Origin of the sequence: Arcobacter peruensis (assembly GCF_003711085.1) — a bacterium.
GTDB classification, from domain to species: domain Bacteria; phylum Campylobacterota; class Campylobacteria; order Campylobacterales; family Arcobacteraceae; genus Poseidonibacter; species Poseidonibacter parvus.
Genome location: NZ_CP032363.1, coordinates 1,861,298 through 1,886,147, shown reverse-complemented (window position 1 = coordinate 1,886,147; position 24,850 = coordinate 1,861,298). Strand labels below are relative to the sequence as shown.

The following is a 24,850-nucleotide window of genomic DNA, read 5'->3' as shown; positions in this document are numbered from 1 at the left end:
TTTTGTTAGTATATAAGTTTATTAAAAAATATATTAACAAAGAAAAGAGTCTACAATGGGTTTAAAAAAAATCATTTTTCCAATATCATCATTATTTTTTGCAATTGCTTTTTTAGCTATTGGTTATGGAATGATTTTAACATTTATAGGTGTTTACTTAAAAGACTTAGGTGTTAATAATACTGTTATTGGGATTATTAATGCTGCATTCTTTTTAGGTGCTATTTTATCTTCAATATTTTCTCAAAAAATTATATCTACTGTTGGACATATTAGAAGTTTTGCTGCTTTTGCTGCTTTAATGATTATTTCTTTTCTTTTGCATTCTGTTTTTTTTAATGAGATTTTATGGGCAGCCTTAAGATTAATTTCTGGCTTTTCTTTTTATGGTTTATTAATAATATTAGAAAGCTGGTTAAATGAAAAAAGCTCCGAAGAAAGTAGGGGGAAGATATTAGCTATTTATACAATAATTTTCTATTTAGCTACTGCATTAGGACAACTTTTTCTAAATATTGATGAGCATTTTAAGCAATTTATTTTTACAATAGGTTCTGTTCTTGTTCTCTTTTCTGTTCTTATTATCTCTTTAACTAAAATAAAAGAACCCATCTTAGAACCTTTTGATAAATTTAGTTTTCCAAAAATATTTTCAATAGTTCCACTTGCAACAGTTACTAGTTTTATTAGTGGATTTGTAGTGGGAGGGTTTTTTACAATGCTTCCTATTTATATTCTTATGCAAAGTGATTCGCTTGAACTTGTTTCAAAATTTATGCTAATTTCAATAATAGGTGGACTAATTTCTCAATGGCCTGTAGGAATACTTTCTGATAAATATGGAAGAAGAAAACTTATTTCTATTGTTTCTTTTCTTTCAGCTTTTACATCTCTTTTCTTTATTTTATATGCACAAGAAGAACTGTATTTATATATTCTTGGTTTCTTTCTAGGATTAACAATATTTACCTTGTATCCATTAGCAGTTGCAAGAGCTAATGATGTTGTTGATGAAAGTAAAGATATTATAGAGATAAGTAGAACATTGCTTTTTACATATGGAATTGGTTCTTTTCTTTCACCTCTTATAATAGGTGTTGGTCTTAGTCTAAGTCCTAACTTTTTGTTTATAAGTTTCTTTACTCTATGTTTTATTCTAAGTATCTATGCTTTAACACAAGAAAGAGTAAAAGACAAAGACTTAAGTGTCTTTGTAAATATTCCAGTTGCATCTGGGGCTGAATTACCACAATTAGATCCTAGACAAGATGAGAACTATGAGAAAGAGGTTTAAATAGTTTTGTTACAAACCTCTTTTAAAACTCTATTTGTATAAAAATATGCAAAAATAGCTGCTGAATAAATCATAAATAAAATACCAAACCATAGATAAATAAAATCAAGTTCAAAATATTTTACGATTACCCACGCAATAATAAGTTTTGCAACAATTTGTCTATATAAACTAATATATAAAATCATTTTAGGTTTTTTAATTCCCTGAAGTGTTGATACACAAATAAACAGAACAATATAAGCATAGAAAATCCAAATTTCAACTAGTAAGTAATCAACTCCAAAATTTACAACTGTTTCATTTGAATCAAATTGTGTAATAATAAATCTTCCAAGAAGTGTTAATAATACAATTCCAATTGTAGAAATAATAAATCCATATTTAAGTGATACTTTTAAAGTTTCAATAACTCTATCATATTTTTTAGCACCATAATTGTTTGAAACTAATGTTAAAACAGCTGTATTAAGACCAAGTGCAGGTAAAAGCATTAGTTGTTCAACTCTGTATCCAATTCCATAACCAGCAACTGCTTGCATACCATAATGAGATACAAAATAAGTAAGTATTAAAGAACCAAATGCCATTGTAAGCATACTTAAACTAATAGGTAAACCTTGAGATAAAAATAGTTTATATACTCTTAAATTAGGTATAAAGTATTCAAGTTTTTCAAAGTGAATAACTTTTGTTTGTAAAACTTTGTAAAACATAAAACACATATTTAATACTTGAATTAAAACTGTTGCTATTGCAATACCTTGTATTCCCATAGCAGGAATAAATAAAAACCCATAAATAAATAAAGGGTTTAAAACTAAGTTTGCAAAAAAACCAAATATAAGTGTATTTCTATATGTTTTTGTATCACCTTGGGCTACTAATATTGAGTTAAGAGAAAAGTTAAACATAAAAAATACTGTACCAAATAAAATAGGGTTAATATATTCAATAGAAGTATTTAAGTATTGCTCACTTGCACCTAAAAGTATAAACAAAGAAGGTGCTGCAAAATAACCTATAAGACCTAAAAAGATACCAAGTATAGGAATAAAAAATAAACCTTTATGTGCATAAATAGAAGCTAATTTATATTTCTTTTTTCCAAATGCATTTCCAAGTAGGGCTGTAATCGCAGATGAAAATCCATATCCTAATCCAATAATTAAAAAGAATATCATAAATGATAAAGATAGTGAAGCAATAGCCTCAGTTGATATAAGTCCTGCGTAAAATGTATCTACAACATTATACATTGTATTAAAAAACATTCCTACACTAGCTGGAATGGCTAATTGTTTAATAAGTGATGGAATATTTTGTGTAGTTAAGTGTTCTGATTTTCTCAAAAGGAAAGTCCTTGTATCAAAAAGATAGTTTAAGGGTGTATTTAATAATTAATTAGAAAAGAAGAGTTTAGTCTTCTATTCTAATCATTGAAGGTTCAGCTGTAACAACACCTGCTTCTTTGATATCGTTTAATGCTTTATTTATATCTTTTTCTATACAAGTATGAGTAGAAAGTAAAAGATGAGCACAAGTTCTATTAAGTGGCTTTTGAATCATTTTCTCAATTGAAATATTATGAGTTGTTAATATATTAGCAACTTTTGCTAATACACCAGTTTTGTCTTCAACTCTTAATCTTAAATAATATTTTGTTTGAATATCATCTTTATTCATAAGTTTTAACTCTTCACCATAAGAAGTTTCAAAACCAAGCATAGGTGAGCCTTTTCCTCGTCTTGCAATATCAACGATATTTGCAATAACAGCTGAAGCTGTAGCATCTCCACCTGCACCTGGTCCATAGTACATTGTTTCACCAACTTTATCACCAATTACAGAAACACCGTTCATAACACCATCAACTTTTGCAATCATCTGTGCATTTGGAATTAATACAGGATGAACTCTAAGTTCAATTTTGTTTTCTATTTTTTTAGCAATTGTTAATAATTTTATTGAATAATCAAACTCAGAAGCAAAATCAATATCTTCAGGAGAAATGTTTTCAATTCCTTCTATTAAAATATCTTCAGGTTTTGCATCAATTCCATAAGCAATAGAACCTAAGATTAATAGTTTATGAGCAGCATCAAAACCACCAACATCAAATGTTGGATCAGCTTCTGCATAACCTAATTCTTGAGATTCTTTTAAAATAGTGTCATAATCAACACCTTCATCAATCATTTTTGTAAGCATATAGTTACAAGTACCGTTCATAATACCTTTGATTGATAAAATATTATTTGCAGTTAATCCATCTCTTAATGCATTAACAATCGGAATACCACCAGCAATTGCTGCTTCATATTCAAATGCAGTATCTCCTGCTATTTCTTGAAGATCATATCTGTGATAAGCTAATAAGGCTTTATTAGCAGTAACTACTGCTTTGCCTTTTTCTAATGCTTTTTTAACAACTTCATAAGGCTTTTCAATTCCACCCATAAGCTCAACAACAATATCAATTGACTCGTCATTTAAAACTTCATCAATATTGTCTGTTAATTTTATTGAAACGTCTCTGTCTTTGTTTAAGTTAGAAACTACTCCAAGAACAGGTTCAATTTCGATACCAGCACGTGCTGTGATAATATTTTTATTATCTCTTAAAATATTTGCAACACTTGCTCCTACTGTTCCTACTCCAATAATTCCTACTTTTAACATTTGTTTTCCTATCTTTATTTTTCTAATGATTTTAAATATTTCTTAATATTTTTTGCTGCTTGTCTAATTCTTTTTTCATTTTCAATTAGTGCAATTCTTACATGTGTATCACCATAGTGTCCAAATCCAATACCAGGACTTACAGCTACTTTTGCATGTGTAATTAATTGTTTTGAGAATTCCATACTTCCTAAATGCTCTGCTTGTTTTGGAATTTTTGCCCAAATAAACATAGAAGCATTTGGTACATCCATATCCCAACCCGCATCTTTAAATGCATCAATCATTACATCACGTCTGAACCTGTATTTTTCAATATGTTCTTCAACACATTCTTGTGGACCATCAAGTGCAACAGTAGCTGCTACTTGAATTGGTGTAAACATTCCATAATCAAGCCATGATTTTATTCTTTTTAATGCACCTACAAGTTTCTCATTACCTACAATAAATCCAACTCTCCATCCTGCCATATTATATGACTTTGATAATGTAAATGATTCAACTGCAACATCAAGTGCACCTTCTGCTCCAAAAATTGAAGGAGTTTTATATCCATCAAAAGTAATATCAGCATAAGCAATATCTGAAATTACATAGAATCTTTCTCTTTTAGCCATATCAACTAATCGTTGGTAAAACTCTGGTGTTACTGTAGCACAAGTTGGATTATGTGGGAAGTTAACTAATACATATTTAACTTTTGGAATTGATTCATCTAAAGTTTTTTGTAATCTTTCAAAAAATAGATCTTCATCAACTTTAAAATCTTTTCCAAATGAAAGTTCAAACTTGTGAATAGCTGCTCCACTTAACATAAATGCGTATGAATGAATTGGATATGTAGGATCTGGTACAACTGCAACATCGCCTACATTTACAATAGCTTGAACTAAGTGAACATAACCTTCTTTAGAACCCATTGTTGCACAAGCGTGTTTATCTGGATCTAGGTAATCTACGCCATATTTTCTTTTATACCAGTTACAAATCGCAAGTCTAAGTTTATAAATACCAGCACTTGCTGAGTAACCATGGTTTTTTGCTTTATCAGCAGTTTCTTTTAATTTATCAATTACATGTTGTGGTGCAGGACCATCAGGATTTCCCATAGAAAAATCTATAATATCTTCACCAGCACGTCTTGCTTCCATTTTTATATTATTAACTTCTGCAAACACGTAGTTTGGAAGTCGCTTCATTCTTTCAAACTCTATTTCTTCAAACACTTTACTACTCCTTAGTAATACTAATTCCTCGCTTTAAATTAGCAAGGGAATACAAATCATCTATTTTTATATATGTTGTATTATTTGGTACATCTACTCTTAAATTTTGATGCAAACTATCATCTTTAAAGTTTTCTATGATGTTTAAATCATTGTCATAAAAAACTACATTAGGATGCCATCTATTACCACTTTTTGAAATTATATTTATACTATTTGCATTAGCAACTTTTAGCATATATGCTTTAAGTGGTTTTTTTAGAGATAATTGATTGTTGTTCACTAAATCTTTTGATTTCTTAATCACAGAATTATCACTAATAATAGAATATCTCCAGTTATATGTTCCCTCTTTTTTTATAAAGCTTACTTTACAATTATTTTTTGCAAGTGCTTTTGATAATCTAAGAGGGTTAATGGCGGCTTCAGTTTTTAATTTTATATTCCAAATAAAATTGTTTCCATCATATTTTACATCTTGAACTAAATAGTAATAATGTCCAAGAGATTTAAGTGAGTCTTGTAAAATCATTAAAGATTTTTTTGGATTCTCACTTATTTTAAAAGAAACATCTATATATCTTGATGTTCTATATTTTAATTTTAATAAACCATTACTTTGTAGTTTACTTGTTAATGCAACATAATTTACTTGACCATTAGTATAATACGCAGAGCTATTATTTTTAAAAATATAGTTAATTAGGTTTTTATGCTTATTATAAGCACTATATCCTAAAATATTTTTAATTGGTGTATTTATACTTGCATTTAATGCAACAGTACAAGTTATTATTAAAATTAAATTTTTTATCATTTTAAATCTCTTATCTTTTTAGATTATAAATTAATATCCCAGCTGCTACTGATACGTTTAATGAATCAAATTCATGTTCCATTGCAATTGATACTTTTAAGTCTAGTTTTTTAGCAACTTTTGGAGAAATTCCTTCCCCTTCACTTCCTAAAAATAGTGCAACTTTATCTGTTTTCTCAATTTTTCCATATTTTTTTAAATCAACACCATCCATAGTTGCACCAATTAAAGTGAAACCTGAATCAATTAATTCACTTGCTAAATCAGCAGATCTTGGATGAACTGTAAATGGTAAATCAAGTAATGCACCAGCACTTGTTCTTACAATTCCTGAGTTATTAATTGTTTTAATATTTGAAGCAATTAAGCCTTCAATTCCCATTGAATAAGCAGTTCTTGCAATTGCACCAATATTACCAACATCAGTTAATCCATCAAGAACTAAAATAAAGTTCATTTTCTTCAATTCTTTGATTGGGGTATAGTCAAATTGACTTAACTTTAAAAAGAAACCTTGATGATTTCCACCTTTTGCAAGAGCTTGAGCTTTTTGATTATCTACTTTGTAAATAACCTTATCTAGTTTTGCAAACCTTGAAAAAAGTTTTTTATCTATTTCTTTTGAAAGAAAAACTTCTTCAATTAAATTTGGGTAGTTGTCTAGTACGAATAGTACGATTTGTTTTCCATATATTATCATGGCTAGATTGTATCTAAAAGTTGTTGATAAACCTCTTTTGTAGATTGTCCTGTAAGTTTTGAGATAAGTTTTGCTTTAACTTTAGGTGCTAAGTCAAGGTCTTGAATGTCTTTTAATTCTAAAGCTGAACCTATAGTTTCTAAAGGTTCAATTATCACAACCCATTCACCTCTTATATTTATATTTTTAAACTCTTCAAAAAGATTTGAAGCTTTATTTTTATAAATAGTTTGATGTAGTTTTGTAATCTCTTTTGCTAAAAATATTGTTCTATTTGGAGCTTTGTCTTTTAATTCTTCTAGTAGTTTTGCAAGTCTATGTGGTGATTCATAAAGTATTGCTAATTTATTATCATTTAAAATTGCATCAAGTTTTGAAGCTCTTTGCTTTCCTTTGTGGTCTAAAAAACCATGAAAAGAAAAAGTAGTACTTTCAAAACCACTCATTGCGTAAGCAGTTAATACAGCATTTGCACCAGGAAGTACATCATATTCTATATTATTTTTTATGCAATAATCAACAAGTGAAGCACCTGGATCTGAAACACAAGGCATTCCTGCATCACTTACGTAAACAACATTTTTAGTAAAAGTTTCTTTTGATAATGTTTCTAAGACTTTTTTTTCATTGTGAGAATGATAAGATTTGTATTCTTTATTTGAAAAATCTAAATTATTTTTTTCACCTAAAAGTGAAAGTAGTTTTTTTGTGACTCTTGTATCTTCACAAAAAATTAGTTCACACTCCTGTAAAACTTGAAGAGATCTTTTTGAGACATCTTCAAGATTTCCAATTGGAGTGGGAACTAAGCAGAGCATAAAGTTCTACTACTTAGAAGCAGCAGCGTATTTAGCTTTGAATTTCTCAACTCTACCAGCAGCATCAACAATTTTTTGCTCTCCAGTAAAGAATGGGTGACAAGCTGAACAAATATCAATTCTCATAGTTTCAACATTTGATTTAGTTTCAAATGAATTACCACAAGCACAAGATACTGCACAAGTTTTGTAATCTGGGTGTATATCTTTTTTCACGCCATATTCCTTATATAAATTAATGTAAAATAAAAGGTCAAGTCTTAATGTTGCCCTTTATTAAACTCTTTTGGACGGGGATTATATCTAAAAATACTTAAGAATCTCTGAATTTAAGTTTGTTATAATATCTGAAATTTGAAGATTATTAAATTGTCCTTTATTAAAGGTATTTTGTCTCTTTGCTAATTTACTAGTATTTAAAGCAATTTTTTCTTCAAGTTGTTTTTTATTTAATTTTCCATCTAAAAACTCTAGTGTTTCAATAATTCCAATTGAAGACATGGCATTTGGTTTTCTTGTATATTTTTTTTCTAGATAAATTACTTCATCAATGATTCCATCATCTATCATCATTTTTGTTCTTTGATTAATTCTTTTTCTTAAATCTTCTTTTTCCCAAAGTATTTCAAAAAGTTTTAAATCTTTTACTATAGGAGTTTTAGGATTTTGAATAAAGTATTCACTAGGAGTTAAATTTGTTTCTTTATAAATGGCATAGGCTTTTTCAACTCTATATTTATCATTTCTTTTGATTTTAGACATATAATCTTCATCTTTTGAATATAGTAAATCATAAACTTCACCAACATTGCTATCAAGTTTTACTTTTGAGTTTACACCTGTAGATAAGCCTTCAATAAGTGCTTTTAAATAAAAACCAGTTCCACCAACGATGATTAAGTTTTTATTGTTTTGTAAAGCATAGTTTTTAGCTTTTTTATAACAATCAATAAATTGCATTACATCATACTCAACATTGGGATAAACTTCATCTATTCCAAAATGAATAATATCCCCTCTTTCTTCTTTTAAAGGTTTTGCAGACGCTATATCTATTTCTTTATATACAGATAATGAATCTAGTGAGAGTATAATAGAGTTTGTTTTTTGTGCTATTTCTAAGGATAAACCAGTTTTACCAGAGGCAGTTGAGCCAATTATTGCTATTTCTTTCATTGGCAAATTTTAGCTAATTTTTAGTGAAAGCAATATTATTTAGATTTTTGAGTTTCTTTGCAGTCTTCTATTTTCTGGTTTAATTTATTTATTTCTTGTTCTTTTTTTATTAGTTTTTTTAATAATGTTGAAACATTTTCTTTTTCAGATTCTACAACATGAGTTTGTACTTTTGATGCACATGCAGTAAATAATATTGTAATACTTATTATAAGTATTGTAGGTTTAAGGAATTTCATAAAGTTCTTTCTTTGTAATGTTAGATTAAAACAAAAAGCATTACTGCTTTTTGTTTTTGGGATACTATAAACCTAAAGATTTTAAAGTCTTTAAAGTAAGAGCACCTTCATTTAATTTGTTAGCTTTTTGGTAAGCGTTAACAGCAGCTTTTGTTTCTGAACCATAAACACCATCAATTTTAGTGATGTTAAAGTTTTTAGCTTTTAATGCTCTTTGTAAATTTGAAACTACATCAGAAGTTGTATTTGTTTCACAAAGAATTCCTTGCCATTTAAGGTAAGAATCTGCAACTTTAACTTTTGTTGGTACATTTGTATAAACAGCTGGAATGTTAGTTTTCATTTCTTTTGCTGGAGTTGCAACAACTCTAGTTTTAACCATTTTGCATACAGCTGGAATTTTAACTTCTTTAGTAGTAGCAGGAGTTGCAACAACTTTTTTAGTTACCATTTTGTAAACAGCTGGAATAACAATTTTTCTAGTAGTAGCAGGAGTTGCAATTACTTGAGTTGGAACATTTTTATATGTTGCTGGAATTTTGATTTCTTTAGTAGTAGCAGGAGTTGCAACAACTCTTCTTTCTACAGTTCTGTAAACAGCTGGAGTTTTAACTTCTCTAGTTGTTGCAGGTTTATCAATTACTTTTGAAGTAAGTGTTTTATATTCAGCTGGATATTCAATTAAACATAAAATATCTCCAGTTGAGTTATCAACTTTTTCAATTTCACCTCTACCTTTTTTCCATGCAGTATATGCAGGCTTAACTAAAATCTTTTCAGACATAGTTTTATAAGTAGCTGGAACTGTAACTAATTTAGTTTTTTCTGGCTCAACCATAATAGTTTCTTTAACTGTTTTATAAGTTGCAGGTACTGTAACAATTCTTGAAGTTTCAGCAGATGCCATTACATTTTGATTAGCTTTTTTGTAAGTTGCAGGTACTACAACTAACTTAGTTGTTTCTGGCTTAATTAAAATCTTTTCAGTAACAGTTTTATAAGTCGCAGGAACTGCTACTAATTTTGTAGAAGCTTCTCTAATAGTAACTTTCTTTTCAACTACTTTATAAGTTGCAGGAGTAATTGAAATATTAGTTCTTGCTTCTTTTAACATTTTTTGAATATTTTTAGTTTCATATTTTGCAGGAACTAAAACCTTTGCGTAACACTCACCAGCTTTTGCATTCGCAGGTACTAATGAATTACTTACAGCATTTGAATCTTTAGATTCAGCATTCATTGCATTAATTGAACTTAATGCTTTTGTTTTATCCATCTCTAATTGAGAAATTTTCGCATTTTGTGCTTCAATTTCTTTTTGTAATTGCATTACTTTATCAGATGATGTACCCATTGTATCTTTAGATGAACATCCAGTCATCCCAATAACAGCAGCAGTTGCTAGTATTGCAGAATTTCTTAAATAATTTGACATTTTATCCCTTTAAAATTTTTTATTTATAAATCTTAGCTGAATAATTATAAACATTACTTTAAAATTTATAAAAGTTATGTTACTATTCGTTAACTTATTAAAATTCGAGGAGAATAAATTGAAAAAAATTATTGTATCAACATTAGTTGGATTAATTGGAGCTGCATCTTTAAGTGCTGCTGATTGTGTAATGGTAAAGGACTTAAATGTTCAGTTTAAAAATGCATCTACTGTATATTCTAATTCTTCAGAAATGAAAGAAATCAGAGAATATGCACAATTTTTAAAAGAAACTGATTTATACACAGTTATTGAAGGACATACAAGTTCTTTAGCAGGCGCTAAATATAACTATGATTTATCATCAAAAAGAGCTACAAAAGTTAGATCAGAATTAATTAGATTAGGTGTTAGCCCATCAAAAGTAAGAGCTATGGGATTTGGTGAATCATCTCCTTTATACAACAACAACACTGAATCTGGTGCTGCACAAAATAGAAGAGTAATTGGTGAAGTATTTAATACAGCTGCTGAATTATCAAACTACATTGCAAGTGAAAAATCAAGAATTGCAACTATTAAATATAACGAGCAATAAAACTCTTAAATAAATAAAGACAAACTAGCGTCTTTATTTATTTTTTTATTATTCTTAGCTAAAATTCTTTTATGGAAAAACTCTTAAAAAAACTTAATGATTTTAATGAACTAGTAATGTTCAAACATTCGATATTTTCACTACCTTTTATTTTTATTGCTATGGTTGTTGCTGCAAATGGTTGGTTTGGATTTAAATTAATGATACTTGGTATTTTAGCCGCGCTTACTGCAAGAAATTTTGCAATGGGATTTAATAGATATATGGATAGAGATATAGATGCTTTAAATCCAAGAACTGTGAATAGACCAAATGTAGATGGAAGGATTTCGGCTTCTTCTATGTTAATATTTACAATTGCAAATGCATTAGGATTTATTCTAATCGCATATTTTGTTAATGATTTAGCGTTATATTTATCTTTACCTATTTTATTTGTTATTGGCTCTTATTCTTATTTTAAAAGGTTTTCATATCTTGCACATATAATATTAGGTATATCTCTAGGACTTGCACCAATAGCAGGTGTTGTAACAGTATTAGAAACTATTCCTTTATGGTCTGTATTTCTTAGTATTGGAGTTATGTTTTGGGTTGCTGGGTTTGATTTACTTTATTCTTTACAAGATATCGAAGTAGATAAAAAATTAAATCTTCACTCAATCCCTTCAAAATTTGGTGCTAAAAAGACAATGCTAATATCAAAAGTATTTCATTTTTTTACAGTAGTTTTTTGGTTATTATTTGTAATAAACTCAGAGAGCTCATTTTTTGCATATTTAGCAGTAATAATAAGTGCACTGATGCTAAGTTATGAACATTATTTAGTAAATAAAGATTTTACAAAAATAGATAAAGCCTTTTTCACTGTTAATGGCTACTTAGGAATTGTATTTTTTATATTGATTGTGTTAGATAATATTTTTTACTAAAAAAGAAAGAATTTTTATAACATAAAAGGTATCTAAGTTTTTATGTGGTAATATTCTTTCCTTATTTAAAGCGCGTCTGTGGCTCAACTGGATAGAGCACTGGGTTTCGGCCCCGGCGGTTGGGGGTTCGAATCCCTCCAGGCGTACCACCTAGAAGCCCGATTTAATTACTGTTTGCAGTGTTTAGGTCGGGCTTTTTTTATGTCTATTAAAAAATCGATTCACACCTATTTCACACTATATATAATATTTATAAAAACAAACATATAGGTATCTAAAAAAAGTCTATGTCCTGTATGTACAATAAATAGTTGTAATTGCAATTGATAACTAATAAAAACTCCAAAATATAAGAATATTGAAAGTATTTTCCAGAAAAAAGTATAAAATATTAAAAAAATTATGTGACGTGAGATGCCTATTTAAAGAAGTTATGCAAGATATATTTGATAATTTTAGTACAAATTAGTGTTACGATTTAGAGTGTTACAAATAGTATAAAAATATTTTATACTATTTAATCCTCAATCTTTTCATTCTATCTTTATAAGATTCCTTATAAAACTCTTTTGCTTCAGAGCTTAAAAAAGATTTATCAATCAAATCTTCTACTTCTAAATATGAGCCTTCAATAAATTTCATAATTTTATTAAATCTAATTTTAGGTAAATCTATATACTTAGCAAAAGTTTTAAAATCATCATAAGTATAGTAACCATAAGCTTCATAAGTAGAAGTATAATCATCTAATAAATCTATAGCCATATCTCCATATTTTTCATTTATATGAAATCTTGTGTTTAATAAATCATAACTTGGTGTTAAAAAGTATTCTCTAGAATCTACTTTACTATATAAAGAGAAATTTTTAATATGAGCATCACCATTACATATTAGATAATTTAGAATAATTCTTTTAAAAAAGTCTTCTTGTGATACTACACTTGATGCTACATATTTTTTTATCATCTTTGCACAATCTAAATAACTACAAGCATCATACTTATAGTTTTCTCCATGAGTTACTGGTGTTATTCCCATAATTCCAGCAAAATCTTCTTGATCATATTTCAAGTTTGTTTCTTCATCATAATCAAATCTCTTTGTTATGTAAGCTAACTCTCCATCACTAAATCTAATCAAACCACACCAAGCTGTAGGAATTTTAAATATATTCTTTGAGATAAGCATTGATAGATGTTCATTTGCCACAATATCTTTTTCATTTTGAATATGTCCATCTCCATTTGTAATAGGTTTTAATATATATCTTCCATTAGCTGCAGTTGGTATTAAATCTTTCTTTTCAAAAGCTAAGGAGATTTTATCTTGTACTCCAGAGATTGACATTCTAGGTGATAATTCTGCTCTTTTTTTAGTAAATTCAACTCTATCAAAATTTAAAGGATTTGGTACCTTTCCATTAAATAGTTCTTTAATACACTTTGAACAATAGTTATTTCTTAGTTTTTTATTTTCTGCTAAACAGCCTAAACATATCTTATCTTCCATCTTTATATCTCATCTTTTTCTATTGTAATAGAACCTATTGTGTTCTCTTTGGTTGTTAATAATAACCTTGAAAAATCATCATTTTTATCAATTCTAAGCTCTTTACATTGTATATCTTTTAGTTTACCCTCTGCTAATAGATTATAAAAAAAAGGAAATAAGTTTTTTGATGTAAATTCTTCTTCTTGTAAGGGGAATGTTAAACTAATAGCTTTTCCAATATCTTTATTTAAATACTCTTTATCATAAACAAAGCTATAGCTATTTTCTTCAAACTTTGTAAGTAAACCAGTAAATATACTATTTCTAAAAACTTTTGCTCTTTGCATTATTTAATCTTCACTTTGATATCTAATTCCATTCCTAGTACATCTAAAAGTTTTTCAAGTGTCTTAACCGTAGGATTTGCTTTTCCATTTTCAATCTCAGATATTGAAACATAATTAACACCCGAATAATCTTGTAAATCTTTTAATTCAAGATTTAATTCTTTTCTTCTTATTTTTATAGTTTTACCTATTTTAGTAGAAGTAGATTCCATTTTAATACCTTAATATGTATTCTTATTTAGTATATAAGTTAAATATGTTTAATTATATATCTATAAAAATTAATATTTACTTTAAATTTAAGGTATATACTAAATAATATGATACTAATTGATAATATTTGAAAAAAGACTTCATATTTAATATATATGTTAAATTAAAAATATGATAAACTCAATTTACAAAAATAATTGGATTCTAAATGTTTAAAAATGGATTATACGAACAACTTATAAATAATTTGATTTCAAACAAACTAAATTCTTTGGATTTAGAAACCATCTATTATAAAACTACTACTATTGAGAAATCAGAAGCCTCTACTTTTTTAACGCAATATATAAGTGACTTTATAAATCATTCATTAAATCTAATAAGTGGTGAAAATAGTATTGAAACACAAATAAATATCATAAATAAAATAATCTTATTACTTGAAAATGAAATAGAAAAGCAAGACTTTAAAGATAATTTACTTGATATTAATACTTCTATTTTAAAAGCAGTTATACCAAAACTTGATTCTCATATAAAAGATTTTGATACTTATATTAAAGAAATTACTCCATATACAGGGCTTACACAAAGTGAACTTTTTACGGGAAGTAATGCTGGAGTTTCTTTGGAAAGTGAAATAAAAAAAGAGATACTTTCCTCTGATAAAATATATTTTTTGGTCTCTTTTATTAAGTGGTCAGGAATTAGAATATTTGAAAAAGAGTTAAGAGAATTTACAAAAAGTGGAAAACAATTAAAAATTATCACTACTTCTTATATGGGAGCAACTGATTTAAAAGCGGTTGAATTTTTAGCAAGTTTACCAAATACTGAAATCAAAGTTTCATATAATACAGCAAATGAAAGATTGCATGCAAAATCTTATTTGTTTTTTAGAGATACGGGATTTCATACGGGATATATAGGCTCTTCAAATATTTCAAAAAGTGCACTTACAAGTGGATTAGAATGGAATTTAAAAGTAACAAATTCAGAAATTTCGCACATAATAAAAAAGTTTCAAAAAACTTTTGAAACATATTGGGAAGATAAAGAATTTGAAGTTTTTACACAAGAAAAAAAGCAAAAACTTCAAACGGCACTAAAAAATGGTTCCATAAAAGATACAAATAATTTTTCAACCTTCTTTGATATAAAACCACATCATTATCAAGAAGAAATTTTAGAAGAACTTCAAGTACAAAGAGAGATTCATAAACGTTACAAAAATCTTTTAGTTGCTGCAACAGGAACTGGAAAAACAGTTATAAGTGCTTTTGATTATAAACGATTCAAACAAAATAATCCAAGTGCAAAACTTCTATTTGTAGCACATAGAAAGGAAATTTTAATACAAGCTAGAGCTACTTTTCAAGCGATATTAAAAGACAATAATTTTGGTGAATTATGGGTTGATGGAATTACTCCTTTAAGTTATGAGTATTTATTTACTTCTGTTCAGACTCTGCAAAATAATATTGAAAAACTCTCTCTTACAAAAAACTATTATGATTTTATAATAATTGATGAAGTACATCACATAGCTGCAAAAAGTTATAGACCAATTTTGCAAAAATATGAAGCTAATATTCTCTTAGGTCTTACTGCAACACCTGAGAGAATGGATAATGAAAATATTTTAGATGATTTTTGTGGAGTAACAGCTTCTGAGATTAGACTTCCTGAGGCATTAAATAGAAAACTGCTTTGTCCTTTCCAATATTTTGGGATTAGCGATAGTGTAGATTTACAAAATATAAAATGGCAAAATGGAAAATATCAAACTAGTGAACTAAATGATGTTTTGTTAAGTGAAAAAAGAGTTGGTGAAATAATCACAAAATGTGAAGAATATCTAACAGATATAAATGATGTCTTGGCAATTGGCTTTTGTGTATCACAAGAACACGCAAAGTTTATGAGTGAGAAATTTAAGGAAGTTGGTTTAAAAGCAGATTTCCTTATAATTGGAAGTTCTAATAGAGATGATGTGAAATCAAGATTGTTAAAAAAAGAAATAAACTATTTATTTGTAGTTGATATCTTTAATGAAGGTGTTGACATTCCCCAAATTGATACCATATTATTTTTACGTCCAACTGAGAGTTTAACTGTGTTTTTACAACAATTAGGAAGGGGACTTAGATTTACTGAAAACAAAGAGTGCTTGACTGTTTTAGATTTTGTTGGAAATGCTAGAGATGAATATGATTTTGAAGGTAAATTTAGAAACTTAATTGGTAAAACTTCTAATAGTGTAAAAGATGAAATAGAAAATGAATTTCCTCATTTACCTTTAGGATGTTTAATAGTTTTAGAAAAAAAAGCTAAAGAACATATTTTAAATAATATTAAAAAAGCAACTACACTTGGTAGAAGAAAATTAATATCAAAAATAAGAAATTATGAAAATCAGACAACTTTACCACTTACAATTAGAAATTTTACGAAGATAAATCATCTTTCTTTAGAAAATTTATATAAAAAAGATAGTTTTTCTAAATTGTGTTATGAAGCTGATATTGTAGAAGATTTTGATGAAGTTAATGAAAAAGAACTGATAAGAGCAATTTCTAAAAAATGGCTATTAACAAGATCTCATAGTTATTTTGAATTTATTTTAGAACTTATAGATAATAATTTTGATTTTACAAAAGAAGTTATGGAAAAAAATAAACAATCATTTTTGATGCTTTATTATGATTTCTTTCAAGACCCAAATAAGTTTAATAGTTTAGATGAGGGAATAAAATATATAGGGAATAATAAAATCTTAATTAAGGAATTAAAAGAGGTAATTGAAATTTTAATAGATAAAATCACTCATATTGAAAGGGATTTAGATTTACCATATTTTTGTCCAATAAAACTACATTCAAGATATACAAGAGAACAGATTTTATCAGGTTTTGGACAAAACAGTTTTCAAAAAAAATCAAGTAGTAGAGAAGGTGTTTTAAATATAAAAGACAAAAATACTGAACTTTTATTTGTAACATTAGAAAAAACAGAAGATAAATATTCCCCTACAACTATGTATGACGATTATGCAATAAATGACAGATTATTCCATTGGCAATCTCAAAACTCAACTAAACCAGATTCTCCAAAAGGTTTAATTTATATTAATCACCAAAAAGAGAATAAAAATATTATCTTATTTGTAAGAGAATCAAATCATAATGAAAATAAAAATGTAATGACATATATATGTCTAGGGAAAGTTATTTATAAAAGTCATTATGGAAGTCAACCTATGAGTATTACATGGGAACTTGAAAATAAAATACCACCATTTTTATGGAAAAATATTGCAAAAATGGCAGTTGGATAAATAAAAAGAACCGCTGAGTTTATGTGGCTTTACATCATTAAACAATTTTAAAATAGAATTCAAATATTGCAAATTAGTGTTACGATTTCTAATATCTTTTCTAAAAAATATTTTATATCAATTCTGAGATACGTCTTTGACAAATGCTACACTTTCTAGTGGTTGTAGTAGTGATAAAAATTGATTTGTGTTATATTCTTTGTCCTCTTCAATACTAGAAATTCCATTGATTATATTAAATATAAAAAATTTATAAATTTATTATTAATAAGATCTAATTATTTGTTTTCTCTAGTAAGATTAATATTTTATAAGATATAGTTTAATTAACTATTGATAAAAATTGTATATATCTTTTATATAAGTTTTTTTAATATTAAAAGTTTGCTGTCTTAACTTATTGGCTTTGTTATTTTAGAGTCAAGTTTATTGCAAAATTTTACTACTTAATGAAGTTTATCATTTTTAAGGAAAAAAATATGTCTGTTATAACAAATACCAACAACCCCTGGATAAGTTGCTATGAAGCTAGAGAAAATGCAAAGATTCGTTTGATTTGTATTCCTCATGGTGGAGGTGGGTCACATGTTTATAAAGAATGGGCAGAGAAATTACCTGATTTTATAGAAGTGTATGCACTTAATTTCCCAGGTCGAGGAAGCAGACGTGAAGAAAATGCAATTTGCAATATGTTTGAATTATCGGATGAAATTGCTAATGTAATATCTCAAATTTCAGATAAACCTTATGTTATGTTTGGTCATAGTGTTGGTGCTTTAGTGGCTTACGAAGTTGCAAAAGAGATTGAAAAGCAAGGTATTATGCCACCACTTAGATTAATTCTATCAGCTCATAAGGCTCCTGAGGATTCAAAAGAAGATGAGCCTATGTATACGCTTAGCGATGAAGATTTAATGAGTAAAATCTTAGAGCTTGGTTTATTACCCCAGGATGTGCTTGAAAATAAAGAATTACTTGATTTTATTTTGCCACCGCTTAGAGCTGATTTTGAAATTTCTGAAACTTATGAGTACGAAAAAAGCGATGCTTTAAATATTCCAATAACTGCAACTTTTGGTAAAACTGATCCATTATTAAATGAACAAGATATACAAAAATGGGAAAAATATACAAATAGTGAATATAAAATTAAAGAGTATGATGGCGATCATTTTTATACAGTATCAAAACAAGATATTCTTTTTGATGATATTGTAGAAGAGTTAAAGCAAGATTTAAAAGCTCTTCCTCTTTCAATTATGCATGGTGAAAGTGCAGATTATCCAAAGAAGTGTTTGCATGAACTCTTTAGTGAACAAGCGTCAGAAAACCCAGAAAAGATTGCAGTACTAGATGTCAATAAGCAAATAAGCTTTAAAGAGTTAGACGAACAAACTGATTTATTAGCAAGAAAATTACAAACTTTAGGCTTAGGCGTTGATGATATTGGTGGAATTTATACTGAGAGTTCAGTTGAATATATAATTGCATATTTAGGAATTTTAAAAGCAGGTGGGGCATATATGCCTTTAGAGGTTGCATATCCTACAGAATTATTAAAAAAAGCATTAAATAAAGCTAAACCAAAAGTTATAGTAACGACAAATGAATATATTGAATTCTTGCCGCAAAATGAGCAAATAGTATGTTTAGATGAGAATTGGCAAGAAAGATTAAAAAAAGAAAATCTTCCAGAACTTTACGCAAATCAAGAAAAGCCAGATATTGACTCACTTGCATATTGTGTTATGACTTCAGGTACAACAGGTGAACCAAAAGGTATTATTTGTCCTCATAGGGGTGCTGTAAATTCGTATTATTGGAGATATAACTATTATCCATATCAAGAAAATGAAAGAGAAGCTTGTAATGTCTTTTTTGTATGGGAGGCTGTTCGTGCCTTGCTTCAAGGTTTCCCTACTTATGTTATTCCTGATAGCTCAATTTACGATCCATGGAAGTTAGTAAGCTTTTTAGAAGAGCATAAAATCACAAGAGTGCTTTTTACTCCTTCATTATTAGAGCAAATTTTAAATACTCCTGATATAGATTTAACAAATCGTTTATCAGGCTTAAAAATTGTATGGTTAAACGGTGAAGTTGTACCAACTACATTAAAAAATAGATTCTTTGAAGTTTTCCCAGATTGTAAACTTTTAAATGATTATTCTGTTTCAGAAACTCATGATATTTGTACTTATGATTTAGCGCTTTTAGATGAAAGATACTCACCTAAGTTCTCAAGTGTTGGAAAACCAATGTCAAATGTGAGCATTTATCTTTTAGATGAAGAACAAAATCCAGTTCCACAAGGTGTGAGTGCTGAAATTTATGTAGCAGGTGATTCTCTTGCTAGAGGATATTTAGGAGATAAAGAAAAAACTGATGAAAGATTTGTAAAAGATAGTATTAAAAATGATGGCTCAATTATGTTTCGTTCAGGAGATGCAGGACGATTACTTCCAAATGGAGAATTAGAAATAAAAGGTAGAATTGAGTTTATGATTAAACTTCGTGGCTATACGGTTGTACCTGGTGCAGTTGAAGCAGCTATTAATGATTATAGTGCAATTAACGCATGTGTTGTAGTTACTAAAGATAATCCCCAAACAAAACAGCCTGATGCATTAGTAGCGTATTTAGTAAGCGATAAAAGTATGGAAGATAATAAATTAATCAAATCTTTAAGAGAGCATTTAAAAGAAAATTTACCTCATTATGAAGTACCATCATATTTAATAGTGCTTGATGAATTACCACTTAATAGTGTTACTGGTAAATTAGATAGAAAAAAATTACCAGATCCTGATGTTGCAGCGAGCAAGGCTATAGAAAATGCACCACAAATTGGTGGAACTTTAAATGAACAGATTATTATAGAAGTATGGCAAGATGTTTTAGGCACTCCTGTAAGTTCAGTAAAAGACAACTTTTTTGATTTAGGTGGGCATTCACTTTTAGCAGTTAAAATATGTTCTCATCTTTCGCAAAAGCTTAATATTCAAGTTTCAGTTGTTGATATTTTTAATAAACCAACAGTTCAAAGTCTTGGTAAGCTAATTGATTCAAGAGAAGGTGGTGGAGGACTTGCTCATCTTGATAATATTACTAGTTCAAAAGATAAAGATCACCAAAATGGCTCAAGTGATTTAGCAATTGTAGGAATGGATGGTATTTTTCCAGGAGCTAAAAATGTTGATGAGTTTTGGGATAATATGTGTAATGAAGTTTGCTCTATTAAAGAATTAAGTAAAGAATACTTAGAAAGCATAGGCGTTAGTGCTGAAATTTATGAAGATGAAAATTATCGCAGCTTTGGTGCTCTAATAGATGATGTAGAGCATTTTGATTATCAATTTTGGAATTTAAGCAAAAAAGAATCAGTTTTAATGGATCCTCAACATAGACTGTTTTTACAAACTTGTTATCACGCACTAGAAAATGCAGGAATAAAACCAGGAAATGGCGAAAGAACTGGTGTTTTTGGTGGTTCGTATTCACCGCTTTATTTATTACATCAATTAGGCGGTGGTGGTTTTATGGATCCAACTGATCCTATGGAATACCATTTAACAGAAACAGGAAATGATAAAGATTATTTAACAACTAGAGTTTCATATATGCTTGATTTACAAGGGCCTAGTATAGCAGTTCAAACTTCTTGTTCAACTGCTCTTTCAGTTATTAGTTCAGCTTGTCAATCACTAGAACTTCATCAATGTGATGTTGCACTTGCAGGTGCATCAAGTATTACTTTCCCTCAAGGTGGATATCAATATGTTGAAGGTCACATAAACTCACTAGATGGAAAAGTAAGAACATTTGATGAAAAAGCTAGTGGGACTATTTTAGGTGATGGTGTTGGTGTTGTAGTTATTAAAAGGCTAGAAGATGCAATAAGAGATAACGATACTATTTATTCAGTTATAAAAGGTTATGCAACAAATAATGATGGTATTGAAAAAGCAGGATATTCAGCCCCATCAGTTAAAGGACAACAAGTATCAGTAACTCAAGCGCTTGAAAATGCAAATGTAGGTGCAGATACTATTAGTTATATAGAAGCTCATGGAACAGGAACGCTAGTAGGTGATCCAATTGAAGTAAGAGCATTAAGTGATGTTTATGAAAGATATACTGACAAAAAACAATATTGTGCCTTAGGCTCAATTAAGCCAAATATTGGACATAGTAATATTGCTGCTGGTATGGCTGGTATTATGAAGGCAAGTTTATGTTTATATCATAAAACCTTAGTGCCAAATATCAATTATGATAAACCAAATCCATCTATGGATATTGAAAATTCTCCTTTTTATGTAAATACGGAGCTTAAAAAATGGGAAGTTGATGGAGATTTCCCAAGACGAGCAGGAGTATCTTCTTTAGGAATTGGTGGGACAAATAATCACTTTATTCTAGAAGAAGCTCCAGAAGTTCAAATAAATGAAGATAAACAAGAAAAAGATAAGCAAGATAAGATGCACAATCTTTTCTTACTTAGTGCAAAAAGTGAAAACTCACTAAAAGAAAATGCTTTATCAATAGCCAACTTTATAGAGAAAAACCCAGATATTAGTTTAGATGATATTGAATATACGTTAAGAGAAACTAAACTGTTTTATGAATATCGAGTAGGAGTTTCTTGTACTGATAAAAACTCAGCAATTAAGGCTTTAAGAAATAGTGCAAAAGGAACTAAAGTTAGCAAACTTAGTTCAAAACAAATACAAAGTGATATAAAAAATGTTTTTGTTTTCTCAGGTCAAGGCTCACAGCATGAGTTTATGGGGCTAGGACTATATCAAAATGAACCAAGATTTAAAAAATACTTTGATGAATGTTGTGTGATTTTAGAAAAAGAATTAGGCGTTGATTTTAAAGAATTACTTTTTGAAAAAGGTGCCCAAGCATTTGAATATGCGTATTATACGCAACCCTTAATTGTAGCTCATCAGTACTCTATTGCTAAAACATTAATGGATTGGGGAATAAAGCCTGATGGACTTGCAGGTCATAGTATTGGAGAATATACAGCTGCACTTATTAGTGGGATATTCTCTCTTGAAGATACTTTAAAACTTGTTATTACAAGAGGTAAAGCAATGCAAAAAGCAGGTGAGGGTACAATGCTATCAGCCTCAATGCCGTTACAAGAAGCTAAAGAAATACTACAAAAACATAATCAAGTTTCAATTGCAGTTATAAATACACCTAATAGTATTGTTTTCTCAGGAGAAGTTGAGGCGATATTAAAACTAAAAGAAGAATTAGAATCCAAAGAGATAAAAGCTCAAAAAGTAAATGTTTCACAAGCCTTTCATTCACCAATGATGAGTGAGGCAGCACAGGAACTAAACAAAGTAGTTAAAACAATAAAAAGAAATAAACCTCAAATTCCTTTAATGTCAAATGTTACAGGAACTTGGATGAGCCAGAACCAAGTAAATGATGATGAATATTGGGGAACTCACATGCGCGAATGTGTGTACTTCTCTGATAATATTGAGGGCTTATTAGCTAAGAGTCCAACTAATGTAGTTGAAGTTGGGGCGAATACAATTCAAACTCGTGTAATGCGTAGTTTTACTTTAAAACTTGATGATAAACCTTTAGTTGTTCCTAGCTCAAGACATGCAAAAGATACAGCTACAAGTGATATAGAAGCTCTAAATAACGTAATAGCTCAAATTTGGGCAAGTGGTAGAGAAGTTGATTGGAGTCTTTATAGTAATTATAAAGGAAATAAAATCGCACTACCTGGATATTCATTTGAAAAAGTTTCTTGTTGGGCAAACAATGAAAACTTAATGGGTGCTGGGGCAGAGCAAACTAGCAAAGATGAGATGATTAAAGATGTATCAAGTCGTGGTTTTATTCCTTCTTGGACAAGAAGTGTTTTTGCTAGTGTAAATGAGGATTTACAAGAGCAAAAATGGTTAGTTTTTGCTAAGGCAGATGAATTTTCAGATGATATTATAAAGTCATTAAAAGATAAAAATGCAAGTATTGAAGTTGTTTATCCTGAAGATGTAAAAATGGATGATCCTAATTCTTTTATAACGCTTTTTAATACTCTGAATGCAGAAGAAAAATATCCAAATAGAATACTTTATTTATGGACTTTAGGATTAAGTGAAGATGTAAAAGAACAGTTAGATATGAGTTTTTACCCACTACTTAATTTTACAAAAGGTTTAGCATCACAAAGCTCATTTGATACGCTTAAAGTGTGGATTCTAACTGATTATACATTTAGCGTAAATGATGAAAAAACAAATCCAGTTAAAGCTACTCTTTTTGGTCCATCAATAGTTTTACCACAAGAATATTCTCAAATAGAATGTAGAATGATTGATGTCTTATCTGCTGAAATTAGCTCTACTGATACTAAAAGAAGAGTTTTAAATGAAATCTCAGCCCAAAATCCTGATATTGAACCTTTTGTTGCAATTCGTGGTATTAAAAGATTTGTAAAAAGATATGAAAAAGCAGCAATTGCACCTGTAGAAAATCAAGATGGTTTTAAACAAGATGGGGTTTATATAATAACTGGAGGGCTTGGTAGAATTGCCACATCTCTAAGTGAAAAGTTAGCTACATTTAATGCAAAGTTAATCTTAACTACTAGAGGCGATGCAAAAACGCAAAGAATAAAAGAGCATATTCAAGCGCTTGAAGACAAGGGTGCAAAAGTACAAGTTTTACAAGCCAATATGGCTAAAGTTGAAGATGTTGAGAATATTATCAATGTTGCAGTTAGTGAGTATGGAAAAATTGATGGAATATTCTATCTAGCTGGAGTTGCAGACTTAAGATATTTACCTGAGATAAGTGAAGAAATTTGTGAGTTAGAGTTTAATCCAAAAATCTATGGACTTTTAAACTTAGAGAATGTATTAGCTAAATTAATTGAACAAAAAGATATTAAGCCTGATTTTGTGATGATGTTCTCTTCACTTGCTTCAATATTAGGTGGTTATAGTATGACTGCTTATACAGCAGCAAATCGATTTATGGATACATTTACTCAAATAAATCCATATAGACTTGGTATAAAATGGCTATGTACAAACTGGGATGATTGGGATTTTGAATACTCAAAAGAGCAAGTAAGCGCATATGAGCAAACTGTTGCTAAATACTCTATGAGTCCAGAAGATGGTATAGAGAGTATTAAAAGAGTGATTTCTATGAGTGAGCCACTTCAAATTTTAATTTCGACAAGAGATATGAATCCAAGAGTTGAGCAATGGCTACATCAAAAAGCTGATGATGAAGAGAGTTCAGAAAACAGTGATGAAAAACAAGAAGATGATTTAGTTCAAAGAATTTCAAAAATTTACAAAGATGTATTAAGTATGCCTGAGCTAAATGATGACGATAATTTCTTCAGTGTTGGAGGAGATAGTCTGATTGCAAGTCAAATCTTATTAAGACTTCGAAGAAATATAAAAGAGCATAGCAGTAAGCTTACACTAGCTAGTGTGTTTGATAATCCTTCAGTGGAATCATTGGCTACTTGGCTAAAAGAATAAA

General features: G+C 28.8%; 18 protein-coding genes and 1 tRNA gene. 6 read left to right on the top strand and 13 right to left on the bottom strand.

Annotated features, from left to right (window positions below; all coding sequences use genetic code 11):
- Positions 1-55 precede the first annotated feature (55 nt).
- A complete protein-coding gene (locus D3Z07_RS09500; protein ID WP_076082897.1) occupies positions 56-1,294 on the top strand; it encodes an MFS transporter in 1,239 nt (412 codons plus the stop codon).
- On the opposite strand, the gene D3Z07_RS09495 is transcribed toward D3Z07_RS09500, so the two are convergent.
- From D3Z07_RS09495 to D3Z07_RS09450, 10 genes are all read right to left on the bottom strand, one after another.
- Positions 1,291-2,646 (bottom strand): MATE family efflux transporter, encoded by a 1,356-nt coding sequence (locus tag D3Z07_RS09495; RefSeq protein ID WP_076082899.1) that lies wholly within the window; start codon positions 2,644-2,646, stop codon positions 1,291-1,293. The genes D3Z07_RS09500 and D3Z07_RS09495 overlap by 4 nt on opposite strands.
- Before the next feature lie 67 nt (positions 2,647-2,713).
- Entirely contained in the window at positions 2,714-3,976 is a 1,263-nt protein-coding gene (locus D3Z07_RS09490) for a homoserine dehydrogenase (protein ID WP_076082902.1), read from the bottom strand.
- A gap of 14 nt (positions 3,977-3,990) precedes the next feature.
- Complete coding sequence (locus D3Z07_RS09485; RefSeq protein ID WP_122893743.1) at positions 3,991-5,205, bottom strand: LL-diaminopimelate aminotransferase; 1,215 nt, start codon at positions 5,203-5,205, stop codon at positions 3,991-3,993.
- Between the two features lie 4 nt (positions 5,206-5,209).
- Positions 5,210-6,022, bottom strand: a complete 813-nt coding sequence (locus D3Z07_RS09480; protein ID WP_122893742.1) for a hypothetical protein — start codon at positions 6,020-6,022, stop codon at positions 5,210-5,212.
- A gap of 10 nt (positions 6,023-6,032) precedes the next feature.
- Positions 6,033-6,722, bottom strand: coding sequence for a 23S rRNA (guanosine(2251)-2'-O)-methyltransferase RlmB (rlmB, locus tag D3Z07_RS09475; RefSeq protein ID WP_076082910.1), 690 nt, complete (start codon positions 6,720-6,722; stop codon positions 6,033-6,035).
- Between the two features lie 2 nt (positions 6,723-6,724).
- Positions 6,725-7,540 carry a 16S rRNA (cytidine(1402)-2'-O)-methyltransferase gene (rsmI, locus tag D3Z07_RS09470; protein ID WP_076082913.1) on the bottom strand — a complete coding sequence of 272 codons (816 nt, stop codon included), beginning with the start codon at positions 7,538-7,540 and terminating at the stop codon, positions 6,725-6,727.
- Between the two features lie 9 nt (positions 7,541-7,549).
- The gene (gene rpmE, locus D3Z07_RS09465; RefSeq protein ID WP_076082916.1) at positions 7,550-7,756 is read right to left on the bottom strand and encodes a 50S ribosomal protein L31; all 207 of its coding nucleotides are present in this window, start codon (positions 7,754-7,756) and stop codon (positions 7,550-7,552) included.
- Positions 7,757-7,843: 87 nt separating this feature from the next.
- On the bottom strand, positions 7,844-8,716 hold the full coding sequence (miaA, locus tag D3Z07_RS09460) for a tRNA (adenosine(37)-N6)-dimethylallyltransferase MiaA (RefSeq protein WP_076089143.1): 873 nt from the start codon (positions 8,714-8,716) through the stop codon (positions 7,844-7,846).
- Positions 8,717-8,751: 35 nt separating this feature from the next.
- Positions 8,752-8,955, bottom strand: a complete 204-nt coding sequence (locus D3Z07_RS09455; protein ID WP_076082919.1) for a hypothetical protein — start codon at positions 8,953-8,955, stop codon at positions 8,752-8,754.
- A gap of 64 nt (positions 8,956-9,019) precedes the next feature.
- Entirely contained in the window at positions 9,020-10,390 is a 1,371-nt protein-coding gene (locus tag D3Z07_RS09450; RefSeq protein WP_076082922.1) for a peptidoglycan-binding domain-containing protein, read from the bottom strand.
- Between the two features lie 118 nt (positions 10,391-10,508).
- Between D3Z07_RS09450 and D3Z07_RS09445 the strand changes: the two genes are divergently transcribed.
- The 3 genes from D3Z07_RS09445 (at position 10,509) to D3Z07_RS09435 (ending at position 12,069) form a co-directional block, all read left to right on the top strand.
- Positions 10,509-10,988, top strand: a complete 480-nt coding sequence (locus tag D3Z07_RS09445; protein ID WP_164707219.1) for an OmpA family protein — start codon at positions 10,509-10,511, stop codon at positions 10,986-10,988.
- 71 nt (positions 10,989-11,059) lie between these two features.
- The gene (mqnP, locus tag D3Z07_RS09440) at positions 11,060-11,920 is read left to right on the top strand and encodes a menaquinone biosynthesis prenyltransferase MqnP (RefSeq protein ID WP_076082928.1); all 861 of its coding nucleotides are present in this window, start codon (positions 11,060-11,062) and stop codon (positions 11,918-11,920) included.
- Between the two features lie 72 nt (positions 11,921-11,992).
- Positions 11,993-12,069 (top strand) — tRNA-Arg (locus D3Z07_RS09435).
- 364 nt (positions 12,070-12,433) lie between these two features.
- Here the strand turns inward: D3Z07_RS09435 and D3Z07_RS09430 are convergent.
- The 3 genes from D3Z07_RS09430 to D3Z07_RS09420 are packed head-to-tail and all read right to left on the bottom strand — an operon-like array spanning position 12,434 to position 13,973.
- A complete protein-coding gene (locus D3Z07_RS09430) occupies positions 12,434-13,432 on the bottom strand; it encodes a type II toxin-antitoxin system HipA family toxin (protein ID WP_076082976.1) in 999 nt (332 codons plus the stop codon).
- Positions 13,433-13,434: 2 nt separating this feature from the next.
- Positions 13,435-13,761, bottom strand: coding sequence for a HipA N-terminal domain-containing protein (locus D3Z07_RS09425; RefSeq protein ID WP_076082979.1), 327 nt, complete (start codon positions 13,759-13,761; stop codon positions 13,435-13,437).
- A complete protein-coding gene (locus D3Z07_RS09420) occupies positions 13,761-13,973 on the bottom strand; it encodes a helix-turn-helix domain-containing protein (RefSeq protein ID WP_076082982.1) in 213 nt (70 codons plus the stop codon). Before D3Z07_RS09420 ends, D3Z07_RS09425 begins: the two co-directional genes overlap by 1 nt.
- 209 nt (positions 13,974-14,182) lie before the next feature.
- Here D3Z07_RS09420 and D3Z07_RS09415 point away from each other — a divergent pair, with 209 nt between their 5' ends.
- A complete protein-coding gene (locus D3Z07_RS09415) occupies positions 14,183-17,311 on the top strand; it encodes a DUF3427 domain-containing protein (RefSeq protein WP_122893740.1) in 3,129 nt (1,042 codons plus the stop codon).
- 479 nt (positions 17,312-17,790) lie between these two features.
- The gene (locus tag D3Z07_RS09410; protein ID WP_164707218.1) at positions 17,791-24,849 is read left to right on the top strand and encodes a type I polyketide synthase; all 7,059 of its coding nucleotides are present in this window, start codon (positions 17,791-17,793) and stop codon (positions 24,847-24,849) included.
- Position 24,850: the final 1 nt, after the last annotated feature.

What these genes read in the sequence shown, in the direction of transcription:
- rsmI (WP_076082913.1), bottom strand. Translation starts at nt 7,540, where the DNA reads ATGCTCTGCTTAGTTCCCACTCCAATTGGAAATCTTGAAGATGTCTCA.
- D3Z07_RS09450 (WP_076082922.1), bottom strand. Translation starts at nt 10,390, where the DNA reads ATGTCAAATTATTTAAGAAATTCTGCAATACTAGCAACTGCTGCTGTT.
- miaA (WP_076089143.1), bottom strand. Translation starts at nt 8,716, where the DNA reads ATGAAAGAAATAGCAATAATTGGCTCAACTGCCTCTGGTAAAACTGGT.
- D3Z07_RS09455 (WP_076082919.1), bottom strand. Translation starts at nt 8,955, where the DNA reads ATGAAATTCCTTAAACCTACAATACTTATAATAAGTATTACAATATTA.
- D3Z07_RS09425 (WP_076082979.1), bottom strand. Translation starts at nt 13,761, where the DNA reads ATGCAAAGAGCAAAAGTTTTTAGAAATAGTATATTTACTGGTTTACTT.
- D3Z07_RS09480 (WP_122893742.1), bottom strand. Translation starts at nt 6,022, where the DNA reads ATGATAAAAAATTTAATTTTAATAATAACTTGTACTGTTGCATTAAAT.
- D3Z07_RS09420 (WP_076082982.1), bottom strand. Translation starts at nt 13,973, where the DNA reads ATGGAATCTACTTCTACTAAAATAGGTAAAACTATAAAAATAAGAAGA.
- D3Z07_RS09415 (WP_122893740.1), top strand. Translation starts at nt 14,183, where the DNA reads ATGTTTAAAAATGGATTATACGAACAACTTATAAATAATTTGATTTCA.
- D3Z07_RS09500 (WP_076082897.1), top strand. Translation starts at nt 56, where the DNA reads ATGGGTTTAAAAAAAATCATTTTTCCAATATCATCATTATTTTTTGCA.
- D3Z07_RS09490 (WP_076082902.1), bottom strand. Translation starts at nt 3,976, where the DNA reads ATGTTAAAAGTAGGAATTATTGGAGTAGGAACAGTAGGAGCAAGTGTT.
- D3Z07_RS09430 (WP_076082976.1), bottom strand. Translation starts at nt 13,432, where the DNA reads ATGGAAGATAAGATATGTTTAGGCTGTTTAGCAGAAAATAAAAAACTA.
- D3Z07_RS09410 (WP_164707218.1), top strand. Translation starts at nt 17,791, where the DNA reads ATGTCTGTTATAACAAATACCAACAACCCCTGGATAAGTTGCTATGAA.
- rlmB (WP_076082910.1), bottom strand. Translation starts at nt 6,722, where the DNA reads ATGATAATATATGGAAAACAAATCGTACTATTCGTACTAGACAACTAC.
- mqnP (WP_076082928.1), top strand. Translation starts at nt 11,060, where the DNA reads ATGGAAAAACTCTTAAAAAAACTTAATGATTTTAATGAACTAGTAATG.